Source organism: Brevundimonas sp. (assembly GCF_032055285.1).
Taxonomy (GTDB): domain Bacteria; phylum Pseudomonadota; class Alphaproteobacteria; order Caulobacterales; family Caulobacteraceae; genus Brevundimonas.
The window spans coordinates 1093024-1103812 of the sequence record NZ_DAMBRE010000001.1 but is presented as its reverse complement, the minus strand read 5'-3'; the positions used below and the strand labels follow the sequence as shown (position 1 = coordinate 1103812).

General features: G+C 69.8%; 11 protein-coding genes. 10 read left to right on the top strand and 1 reads right to left on the bottom strand.

The genetic code is table 11. The features are described 5' to 3' along the window. Positions 1-227: 227 nt before the first annotated feature. The 7 genes from RTY13_RS05490 to RTY13_RS05460 all read left to right on the top strand — a co-directional run bounded on the left by RTY13_RS05490 (position 228) and on the right by RTY13_RS05460 (position 4785). Positions 228-1976 carry a tetratricopeptide repeat protein gene (locus tag RTY13_RS05490; RefSeq protein WP_312781736.1) on the top strand — a complete coding sequence of 583 codons (1749 nt, stop codon included), beginning with the start codon at positions 228-230 and terminating at the stop codon, positions 1974-1976. 260 nt (positions 1977-2236) lie between these two features. After that, on the top strand, positions 2237-3130 hold the full coding sequence (gene trxA, locus RTY13_RS05485; RefSeq protein WP_312781734.1) for a thioredoxin: 894 nt from the start codon (positions 2237-2239) through the stop codon (positions 3128-3130). A gap of 13 nt (positions 3131-3143) precedes the next feature. Continuing rightward, positions 3144-3800, top strand: a complete 657-nt coding sequence (locus tag RTY13_RS05480) for an LON peptidase substrate-binding domain-containing protein (protein ID WP_312781732.1) — start codon at positions 3144-3146, stop codon at positions 3798-3800. Between the two features lie 165 nt (positions 3801-3965). Beyond that, a complete protein-coding gene (locus tag RTY13_RS05475) occupies positions 3966-4160 on the top strand; it encodes a Trm112 family protein (protein ID WP_003166576.1) in 195 nt (64 codons plus the stop codon). 90 nt (positions 4161-4250) lie between these two features. Further along, on the top strand, positions 4251-4394 hold the full coding sequence (locus tag RTY13_RS05470; protein WP_312781730.1) for a hypothetical protein: 144 nt from the start codon (positions 4251-4253) through the stop codon (positions 4392-4394). Then, positions 4394-4612 (top strand): hypothetical protein, encoded by a 219-nt coding sequence (locus RTY13_RS05465; protein ID WP_312781728.1) that lies wholly within the window; start codon positions 4394-4396, stop codon positions 4610-4612. Before RTY13_RS05470 ends, RTY13_RS05465 begins: the two co-directional genes overlap by 1 nt. Then, positions 4609-4785, top strand: coding sequence for a hypothetical protein (locus RTY13_RS05460; protein WP_312781726.1), 177 nt, complete (start codon positions 4609-4611; stop codon positions 4783-4785). The genes RTY13_RS05465 and RTY13_RS05460 overlap by 4 nt, the downstream gene beginning before the upstream one ends. Before the next feature lie 174 nt (positions 4786-4959). On the opposite strand, the gene RTY13_RS05455 is transcribed toward RTY13_RS05460, so the two are convergent. After that, the gene (locus tag RTY13_RS05455) at positions 4960-6210 is read right to left on the bottom strand and encodes a UbiH/UbiF/VisC/COQ6 family ubiquinone biosynthesis hydroxylase (RefSeq protein ID WP_312781725.1); all 1251 of its coding nucleotides are present in this window, start codon (positions 6208-6210) and stop codon (positions 4960-4962) included. Between the two features lie 144 nt (positions 6211-6354). Between RTY13_RS05455 and RTY13_RS05450 the strand changes: the two genes are divergently transcribed. The 3 genes from RTY13_RS05450 to xth all read left to right on the top strand — a co-directional run bounded on the left by RTY13_RS05450 (position 6355) and on the right by xth (position 10786). Then, on the top strand, positions 6355-8832 hold the full coding sequence (locus RTY13_RS05450) for a DNA translocase FtsK (RefSeq protein WP_312781724.1): 2478 nt from the start codon (positions 6355-6357) through the stop codon (positions 8830-8832). A 294-nt stretch (positions 8833-9126) separates the two neighbouring features. Further along, a complete protein-coding gene (locus RTY13_RS05445; protein ID WP_312781723.1) occupies positions 9127-9762 on the top strand; it encodes an outer membrane lipoprotein carrier protein LolA in 636 nt (211 codons plus the stop codon). 220 nt (positions 9763-9982) lie between these two features. Beyond that, the gene (xth, locus tag RTY13_RS05440; RefSeq protein WP_312781722.1) at positions 9983-10786 is read left to right on the top strand and encodes an exodeoxyribonuclease III; all 804 of its coding nucleotides are present in this window, start codon (positions 9983-9985) and stop codon (positions 10784-10786) included. The last annotated feature ends 3 nt before the right edge of the window (positions 10787-10789 follow it).

Here is a 10789-nt window from a genome sequence, read left to right as displayed (position 1 = left end):
CAGCCTCCCCCACTTTCAAACTAAGAGAACCATGATCTCTGTCTGCTTTCCACCCATAGCGGCCATCCAACCCTTCCGCTTTGAGGCACGCCCCCGGGGAAAGTCCCGTTTCCCTGAATCGCTCTGTCCAGGCGATGCGACAGCCCATAATATCGCCGTTCTTCATTCCAGCGCCCCCCCGGCGCCGCGGGCGTTCATCGCGTCAGACCCTGACAGGGAGACGGTGCATGCGACTGTTGTGGAAAGCCCTGGCCGTGGGCGGCGCCGGTCTGGTCCTGACAGGCTCCAGCGCCTTGTCGCCCCTGCCCGCCGCGACGCCCGGCGCGCTCAATGCGATCTGCGGTCCCGCTAGCGCGGGCGGCGCCCTGCTGCGCGACCTGCTGATCGCCTCGGCGGTCGCGGCCCCGGCCAGTCAGGCCCGGCCTATTCCCCTCTATCCCGACCTGACGGGATCAAGGCTGATCGCGACCCGCGACCCCCGCGCCCAGGCCTATTTCAGTCAGGGCCTGATGTTCGCCTATGGCTTCAACCACGCCGGAGCCGTGCGCTCCTTCCGCGAGGCGCAGGCGCGCGATCCCGAATGCGCCCTGTGCTGGTGGGGCGAGGCTCTGGCGCTCGGCCCCAACATCAACGCCCCGATGGACGACCGCGACCGGACGGCGGCGCTGGCCGCCCTCGACCGCGCCATGACCCTGCGAACCCTCGGCACGCCGCAGGAGCAGGCCCTGATCGAGGCCCTGGCCCGGCGCTATTCCGACGACCCGGCGGCGGACCGCGCGGCTCTGGACGCCGCCTACGCCGACGCCATGCTGGCCGTCGCCGCCCGCTTCCCCGAGGACAACGACATCGCCGGCCTGACCGCCGAGGCGGTCATGGACACCACGCCGTGGAACTACTGGCAGGCCGACAAGCGCACCCCCGTGGGCCGCAGCGGCGAGGCGGTGCGTCTGGTCGAAACCGTCCTGGCTCGCGCCCCTGATCACGTGCAGGCCGCCCACCTCTACATCCATCTGATGGAGGCCGCCGATCCCCAGCGCGCCGAGGCCGCCGCCGACCGCCTGGCCGTCGCCCCCACGACCAGCGCCGGCCATCTGGTCCACATGCCCGGCCACATCTATGTGCGGCGCGGCCGCTACGCCGACTCCATCCGACTGAACGTCGCGGCGGCGCGCGCCGACGAGGCCTTCATCCGCGACACGGGCGACGAGAGCCTGGTCCGCTACGGTTATTATCCGCACAACATCCACTTCATTGTCGCCTCGGCCCAGATGGCCGGCGACATGGACACGGCCCTGACCGAGGCGCGGCGGCTGAGGACCGTGCTGGACCCGGCGACCTCGGCCCGCATCGCCTGGATTCAGGTCATCGACGCCGCCCCCTGGCAGGCCCTGGCCCAGTTCGCCGCGCCGCGCGCCATCCTGTCGGCGCCCGCCCCCGACGCCCGCCTGCCCTATGCCGTCGCCATGCGCCGTTACGCCCGGGCCGTCGCCTACGCCCGCCTGCGCGACCGCCCGAACTTCGAGCGCGAACTGGCGGCCATGAAGGCGCTGAAGACCTCCGACGCCTTCGCCGACATGGTCGCCCAGGGCGTGCCCGCCCCCGATCTGCTGACCCTGGCCGAGGCCGTGGCGCGTGGCCGCTTCGCCACGGCTCATGGCCGCCATCGTGAAGCCGCCGGCCACTATCGTCGCGCCGCCACGATCGAGGCCGGCCTGCCCTATCAGGAGCCGCCCTACTGGTATTATCCGGTCAATCAGTCCCTGGGCGCCGCCCTCTATCAGGCCGGTCGGCCCGCCGAGGCCGCCGTCGCCTTCCGCTACGCCCTGGCCCAGACACCGAACAACGGCTGGGCCCTCTACGGCCTGGCCCGCAGCGAGGCGGCCCAGGGAAACGCGAACGAGGCCGCCGCCGCCGAGAGCGCGCTCAAGACCGCCTGGCTGGGCGACCGCCGCTGGCTGCGCATGGATCGGCTATAGAACCCTCTCCTTGCTCCCTTCCCGCTCGAGGGGGAGGGCTTACTTCGGGAGCGACCCCTTCTGACGCAGCGATCCACTATAGGCAGGTTGAATCGGATCGCCGATTTCAGACGATTCAGACGAATTGGACTCTGTTTTTCTCGCGGACCGGCCGCCCCTTGCGGCCAGACGCCTCACTTCCTGCACTTGCCGCTTGATGGCGAGGCATCCCGACGCCATCTGATCCGTTACGATTCTTCGACCCTGATGCGGACCCGATCATGACCTTCGCCGACCCCAAGCTTTCCGACGACCTGATCAAGGACGGCACGGACGCCTCCTTCATGACCGACGTGGTCGAGGCCTCGAAGCATCAGCCGGTCATCGTCGACTTCTGGGCCACTTGGTGCGGCCCCTGCCGCACCCTCGGCCCCGCTCTGGAGAAGGCCGTGCGCGGCGCAAAGGGCGCGGTGAAGATGGTCAAGATCGACGTGGATGCGAACCCTGCCTATGCGGGGCAACTCAGGGTCCAGTCGATCCCAACGGTCTACGCCTTCGTCAACGGCCAGCCGGTCGACGGCTTCCAGGGCGCCATTCCCGACAGCCAGATCAAGGCCTTCATCGACAAGCTGACCGGCGGGGCCGGGGTCAACACCGACGTCGAGCAGCTGCTGTCGCTGGGCGAAGAATCCCTGGCCCTCAACGACCTCGGCGGCGCAGCGCAAGCCTTCGCCCATGTCCTGACCATGGAGCCGGACAATCAGAAGGCCATCGCCGGCATGGCGCGGGTCTATCTGGCCGAGGGCGACGCCGAACAGGCGCGCCAGACCATCGCCATGGCCCCCGCCGACTCCACCGACCCCATGGTCCAGAGCGTGCGCGCCCAGCTGGCCCTGGCCGCCTCGGCCCCGACCGGCGCCCACGCCGACCTGGAAGCGAAGATCGCCGCCGATCCCAACGACCACCAGGCCCGCTACGACCTGTCCCTGGCCCTGGCTGCGACGGGCGACCTGAACGGCGCCGTCGATCAGCTGCTGGCCATCGTCAAGGCCGACCGCGAGTGGAACGACCAGGCCGCGCGCAAGCAGTTGCTGACCGTGTTCGAGGCGGCGGGCGCGACCAGCGAGGTCGCCCGCGACGGCCGTCGTCGCCTGTCCTCCATCCTGTTCGCCTGATCGGAGACCGGCGATGGCCCAGGGCTATATCAAGGCGATCGAGCTGCCCCAGGTGATCCCGGTCTTCCCCCTGCCGGGGTCGATCCTGCTGTCGCGCGGCCAGCTGCCGCTGAATGTCTTCGAGCCGCGCTATCTGAACATGGTGGACGACGCCATGGCCGGGGACCGGGTCATCGGCCTGATCCAGCCCATGGGCGGTCTGGGCGTCCAGCCGCCGCTGGCCCGCGTCGGCTGCGCCGGGCGCATCACCAGCTTCAACGAGACCTCGGACGGCCGCTATCTGATCACCCTGACCGGGATCTGCCGCTTCAACGTGACCGGCGAGCTGCAGGTCAAGACGCCCTATCGCCAGGTGCGCGCCGACTTCGCCCCGTTCGAAGCCGATCTGCGCGCCCCCGATCCCGCCGCTGATTTCGACCGCAACGGCTTCCTCGACGCCCTGCGCCCCTATCTGGAGCACCGGGGTCTGAACGTGGACTGGGACACCGCCGAGGCCGCGCCCCAGGAGGCCCTGATCAACAGCCTGGCCATGGCCCTGCCCTTCGAGGCCCCCGAAAAGCAGGCCCTGCTGGAAGCCGAGACCCTGGACGCCCGCGCCGAGGCCCTGACCGCCCTCCTGCGCATCGAAGCCGCCGCCAACGACGACGACGATGGCCCGGCGATGCAGTAGCGCAAGGCACGACAGGGGCCTAAACACACTCCAACAGCAAGCCGCCGCGCGGTGACCGACAGGGCGAAAACGCCCTCATTTAGAGAGCGCCCGCGGCGCGAACGATAGGGCCAAACTTCCTCAAGCAGCGAGCGCCTGCGGCGCGAGCGATAGGAAACAAAGATGATGAGCGACGCTTTCAACACCCCCGTCTCGGTCGATCCCCGCCTGCTGGAGGTCCTGGTCTGCCCGGTCACGCGCGGCCGCCTGACCTATGACCGCGAGCGCAATGAGCTGGTCTCGGCCGGCGCCAAGCTGGCCTTCCCCATCCGCGACGGCGTGCCGATCATGCTGGCCGAGGACGCCCGCCCGCTGGACTGAGGCTTACGCCGCGCTTAGGCGGCGGCCTGCTTTCCACATCGCGGCCTTACGCCGACCGGGTGTCTTCTTCGCCTCATGAAGGAGACGCCCATGAGCCGCCGCGCCCTGTTGAACCAGTCCCTGCGCCCCGCAGCGCCCCCAAGCGCCACATCTCCCGGTGTCTGGCGCATGGCCCAGACCGTCCTGGCCCTCTATCTCGGCTGCACGCCCCGCAACCCAGGCCGCCCGCGATGATGTCCGGCTATCCCGACGCCTCCGCGCCTGAACGCCGGGCCGAGGCCGCGCCTCACCGCCATCGCACCTATGGCGTCGTCGCCCGCGACGGCGGCTGGTGCGTCACCCTGGACGACTGCGCCACCCGCCCCTTTCCCGATCAGGAGGCCGCCCTGCGCATCGCCCGCCAGCTTCAGACCCAGGCCGACCGCCTACGCCACACGGAACCCCGGGCATGACGACAAGGCCCGTCCTGTTTGAAATCCGCCGCATGGGCCGCGTCTGGCGCCTGGCCTCCTCGGACGGCCTCTTCTTCGGCCTGTTCCAGAACCGGGCCTCGGCCCTGCGCTGCGCCGTCGAGGAAGCCGACCGCCGCGACGACGCCGACGTCCTGCTGCACACGCATGACTAGGTGATCCTTCCTCCCCACTCGTGGGGAGGGGGACCGCGCAGCGGTGGAGGGGCTGCCGCACCAAGCTCGACCGAGCCCCTCCGTCTCGCCGACTCCGCCGCCGATCCACCTCCCCACTTCATGGGGAGGAGAGGCCCGACGGCCTCAAGCAGCGCGAAGCGCGGTAAGCCCTTCTTACAAACTCTCGCCTCGCAAGAGGCGCGGCAGGTCCCCCGTCGCGCCCCCGGCCTCATGCATGAAGGCGCGGCGCAGGGGGGCGATGCGGTTGACCGCCGCCATGCCCAGGTCGCGCGCCAGCCGCACCGGCGCCAGATCATTTGAGAAGAGGCGCACGAAGCCGTCGAAGCCCGCGGCCAGGGCCGCGTTGTCGAAGCGGCGCCAGCGGGCGTAGCGCTCCAGCACCAGCTCCGAGCCGATGTCCTCGCCGATGCGCACGGCGTCGGTCAAGACCTCGGCCAGGGCGGCGGCGTCCTTCAGCCCCATGTTCAGCCCCTGCCCCGCCACCGGGTGCACCCCGTGGGCGGCGTCGCCGAGGATGGCGATGCGCGGCGCGCTCAGCTTCTCGGCCAGCTGCAGCGACAGGGGATAGACGAAGCGCGGCCCCACCACCTCGACCCCGTCCAGGAACTCGCCGAAGCGGCGCATCAGGTGGGCGTGGAAGGCCTCGTCCGAGGCGACTTTCAGGGCCTCGGCCCGGCGCGTGCTCTCGGTCCAGACCAGGCTGGCGCGCTGCTCGGTCAGGGGCAGGATGGCGAAGGGGCCGTCGGGCAGGAAATATTCGTGGGCGACATTGCCGTGGTCGCGGTCCAGCTTGACCGTCGCCACCACCCCGCTCTGGCCATAGCCCCAGCCGAAGGTGTCGATGCCCGCCGCCCGACGCACGGTCGAGCCGCGCCCCTCGGCCCCCACGACCAGAGGCGCGCTGATGCTTGCGCCGTCCTTCAGGGTCACAGACGCCAGACCCGGCCCGACCTCGACCCCGGCCACGCTGGCGGGGGCGCGGACCTCGATCCCGGCGGCGGTCACAGCCTCGGCCAGAGCGGTGCGGATGCGGCGGTTCTCCAGCATATAACCCAGGGGCTCACCGCCGTTGCGGTCGCCGATCTCGTCGGCGTCGAAGCGGATATAGGCCGGCGACGGCGGACGGCTGGCCGCGCCGGGGCGCTTGCCGTCCGTCACCAGAATGCGGTCCATGCGACAGGCGTGGGGACGAAGGCTCTCGCCCAGACCGAGGGCGTCCAGCATGCGGAAGGTCGAATAGGCGATGGCGGTCGAGCGCCCGTCAAAGGTCGGCGCCAGCTGGGCGTCGAAGGGCTGGGGGTCGACCAGCACCGGCTTCAGTCCGCCCTGCGCCGCCGCCAGGGCGAACGTCGCCCCCGCCAGTCCCGCGCCCGCGATGATGATGTCGTAGTCCGTCTGAGCCATGCCGCCTGTGTCGCGCCGATGGCCGCCCGCGTCCAGAGGCGACGAGCGGGGCGAGACGTCGCGGTCGCCGGATCGTCGCCTGGTAAACAGCCCCTTAACCCTGTCGCGCGACAAGGGAGACCTAGTCTTCTGAGGTTCGCCTTCATGTCCGCCGCCCTCGCGCTCGGCCAACGCGCCTGGTCCACCGCCCGCATCGTCTGGGGCGCGCCCTTCGCCGTGCGCTTCCGCGGCGTGCTGCAAGCCTTGCTGGCGACCCTGCTGCTGGTCGCCATGATCTCGTGGAACCCGGCGGACCCCAGTCTTAACGCCGCCTCGACGCAAGGGCCGACCAACTGGTTGGGCGGAACCGGCGCCGTCTTCGCCGACCTGATGATGCAGTCCCTGGGCCTGGCCGCCTGGCCCGCCGTCCTGCTGCTGATCGCCTTCGGGCTGGCGGTGGCCGTCGGCGACGCCCTGCAGCACCGGCTGCAGCCCACCGCCTTCAAGATCTTCTGCGCCGTCACGGGCGTTCTGCTGCTGTCCGCCGCCCTGTCCGCCCTGGCCGCCCCCGCCGCCTGGCGTCTGGCCGCCGGTCTGGGCGGTCTGTGGGGCGACGCCGTCACCGGCCTGTCGGCTCAGGGGCTCAGCGCTCTGCATATCCCCGCCGCGCGCTGGATCGCCGGGGGCCTGTTCCTGGTCCTCGGCCTGTGGGCCCTGGGCTATGCGGTCGGTCTGCGCCTGCGCGACTTCACCGACACCGCCGGCTGGGCCGCCGAGAAGCACGCCGCCCGTCGCGCCCAGCAGGCCGAGCGCCCCGCCAAGCCCGCCCGCGTCGTCGCCGAAGCGGCCCCCTCCCCTGCGGCTGCTCCTCGCCGCCCCCGCCGCGTCCACGAACAGCCCGAAGTCCCCGTCGCGCCTCCAGCCGACCTTGAGGCCGACGACAGCTACGCGGCCGATCCCTACGATGACGCCGACGATGCACCCGCCGCCTACGCCCCGCCATGGGAGGACGCCGCCCCCGCCCCGGTCGCCCCGCCCTCGGCCCGCGCACCCAAGTCGGTCGAGCCGCGCGTGGCGGCGGTCAAGGCGCCCAAGCCCCGCGACACCGCCGATCAACAGACCTTCGACTTCGAACCCGGCGAGGGCTTCGACCTGCCCTCGCTCGGCATCCTGGCCAAGCCCGGCCAGCGCGGCGGCGCCGTGGACGAGGAGTCGCTGAAACAGAACGCCAAGATGCTGGAGGGCGTGCTGCAGGAGTTCGGCGTGCGCGGCGTGATCGACCAGATCCGCCCCGGCCCCGTCGTCACCCTCTATGAACTGGTGCCCGCCCCCGGCGTGAAGCACGGCCGCGTCGTGGCCCTGGCGGACGACATCGCCCGCTCCATGTCGGCCCGCGCCTGCCGCATCAGCGTGGTTCAAGGCCGCAACGCCATCGGCATCGAACTGCCCAACGCCAAGCGCGAGACGGTCTATCTGCGCGACCTTCTGGCCTCGGGCGAATACGACAAGAAGAGCCATCTGCTGCCCCTGGCGCTCGGCGAAACCATCGGCGGCGAGCCCTATGTGGCCGACCTGGCGCGGATGCCCCACCTGCTGATCGCGGGCACCACCGGCTCGGGCAAGTCGGTCGGGGTCAACGCCATGATCCTGTCGATCCTGTATCGCCACACGCCCGCCGAGTGCCGCTTCATCATGATCGACCCCAAGATGCTGGAGCTGTCGGTCTATGACGGCATTCCGCACCTGCTGGCGCCGGTCGTGACCGATCCCAAGAAGGCGGTCGTGGCCCTGAAGTGGACCGTGCGCGAGATGGAGGACCGCTATCGCCGGATGTCCAAGCTCGGCGTCCGCAACGTCGCCAGCTACAACGAGCGCGCTCGCGAAGCTCAGGAAAAGGGCGAGCATTTCGAACGCACCGTCCAGACCGGCTTCGACGAACAGGGCCGCCCGGTTTACGAGAGCGAGAAGATTCGCCCCGAGCCCATGCCCTATCTGGTCGTGGTCATGGACGAGATGGCCGACCTGATGCTGGTCGCCGGCAAGGACGTGGAAGGCGCCGTCCAGCGTCTGGCCCAGATGGCCCGCGCGGCGGGCATCCACCTGATCATGGCCACCCAGCGCCCGTCGGTGGACGTCATCACCGGCACCATCAAGGCCAACTTCCCGACCCGGATCTCCTTCCAGGTCACGTCGAAGATCGACAGCCGCACCATCCTGGGCGAACAGGGCGGCGAGCAGCTGCTGGGTCAGGGCGACATGCTCTACATGGCCGGCGGCGGCCGCATCACCCGCCTGCACGGCCCCTTCGTCACCGACCAGGAAGTCGAGGAGGTGTGCAAGCACCTGCGCCTCCAGGCCGAGCCCGACTACCTCGACCTGATCACGGACGAGCCGGACGGCGACGGCGACGGGGCTATGGGCGGCGACGGCGACGGCATGTCCGGCGACGACCTCTACGACCGCGCCGTGGCCGTGGTCACCCGTGACCGCAAGGCCTCGACCTCCTACATCCAGCGCCGCCTGCAGATCGGTTACAACCGCGCCGCCACCCTGATCGAGCGCATGGAGCAGGAAGGCGTCGTCAGCCCCGCCAACCACGCCGGCAAGCGCGACATCCTGGCCGGGCCTCCGCCCATGGTGTGATCGGCCTGGCGGCCGACGCGGCGGCTGCGCCGCCGGGCGCTATCGCTCGCGCCGCGGGCGCTCGCTGCTTGAGCGCCATGCGACTGAGATGGGAACCAGGCGCTTCGGTTGACGCTTAAACGCCTCACGTCCTCAGGCAGTGAGCGACCGCGTCGCGAACGATAGGACCCCAAAAACAATGAACAGCGCTTCATCGAAGCGCCGGAATATGGTCAGGCTGGCGTCATCAGCCTGCCGGATGAAGCTCACACCCTCGCCGGGTCGAACACCGTTCAGAACGGGAGAAGAAAAGACATGACCCTTTCACGCCGCGCCTTCGGCTTCAGCGCCGCCGCATTGGCCGTCCTCGCCGCCGCGCCCGCCTCGGCCCAGTCCAATCTGTCGGCCGAGGATCAGGCCACCCTGCGCCAGGCCCAGGCCTATCTGACCGCCCTGACGGCGGCGCAAGGCAACTTCATCGAGACCGGCCCCGGCGGCCAGCAGCGCTCCGGCAAGTTCTGGCTGCAGCGCCCCGGCAAGATGCGTTTTGAGTACGCCGAGCCGGCGGGCCTGCTGGTCGTGGCCGACGGCAACAACGTCAAACGCTATGATCCGCGCCTGAACGTCTTCCGCCAGGTGCCGCTGCGGGCCACGCCGCTGTCGACCTTCCTGGCGCGCGAAGTCCGTCTGGACCAGGGGGTGCGCGTCGACCGCGTCACCCGCATGGCGTCGGGCGCCTTCGCCATCACCGCTCGCGACGCCTCCAAGCCCGCCGAGGGCTCGGTCATCCTGGCCTTCGCCGGATCGCCGTTGCGCCTGCAGGAATGGACCATCACCGATGCGCAAGGCTCGCGCACCCGCATCCAGCTGACCTCATTGCAACCGACCTCGGGTCTGGCCGCCAGCCTGTTCCAGCTGCGTGATCCCACGCGCCGTCCCAGCCGCAACTAGGCGTCGCAACCAGAGCGGGGCGTCGCAAGAACGGCACAACCCTGACTCATTTTGTTGATTTGACTTTTTTCGCCCCTGTGACATTCTGACCACAGAACGGCGGCGGCCGTTCTGCCCGCCATGGAATCATCCCCTCCCGGCGGCGAGAGAGACGAACTGAACAGCGCCCGGACCCGTTCCGGGCGCTTTTTTCATGGCGCCTTCGTGCTAAGGCCGGGCCATGACCCTTCGCATCGTCACCTGGAACATCAACTCGGTCCGCCTGCGCGTCGATCAGATCGCCCGTTTCGTCGCCGAATACGCGCCCGACGTCCTGTGCCTGCAGGAGATCAAATGCACCGAGGACCAGTTCCCGCGAGAAGCCTTCGAGGCGATGGGCCTGCCCTATCTGAAGATCCGCGGTCAGAAGGGCTGGCACGGCGTGGCCATCGCCAGCAGGCTGCCCATTCTCGACGGCGAAGGACCTGCGCTGGACGTCTGCCGCGAGGGCCACGGCCGCTGCGTCTCGGGCCTGATCAACGGGGTCGAGGTGCAGAACTTCTACATCCCCGCCGGCGGCGACATCCCCGACCGCAAGCTGAACCCGAAGTTCGATCACAAGATGGACTTCTACGAGCGCCTGACCGCCGAGATGAAGACCCGCGACCGGCAGCGGCCTCTGGTCCTGGCGGGCGACTTCAACATCGCGCCGGGCGACAACGACGTCTTCAATCACAAATTCATGCTGAAGGTGGTCAGCCATACGCCGGGCGAGATCGAGACCCTGCGCCGGCTTCAGGACGCCGGGGGTTTCGCCGACGTGGTGCGCGACCAGATCCCGGACCCGGTCAAGCTGGCCAGTTGGTGGAGCTATCGCGCCAAGGACTTCCGGGTCTCGAACCGGGGCCTGCGTCTGGACCACCTGTGGACCTCGCCGGGCCTGACCCCCGCCGTGGTCAAGGGCAGCGCCCGCATCCTGGACACCGTGCGTGAATGGGAGCGGCCCAGCGACCACGCCCCGGTCGTCATGGATCTGGACGTCTGATCG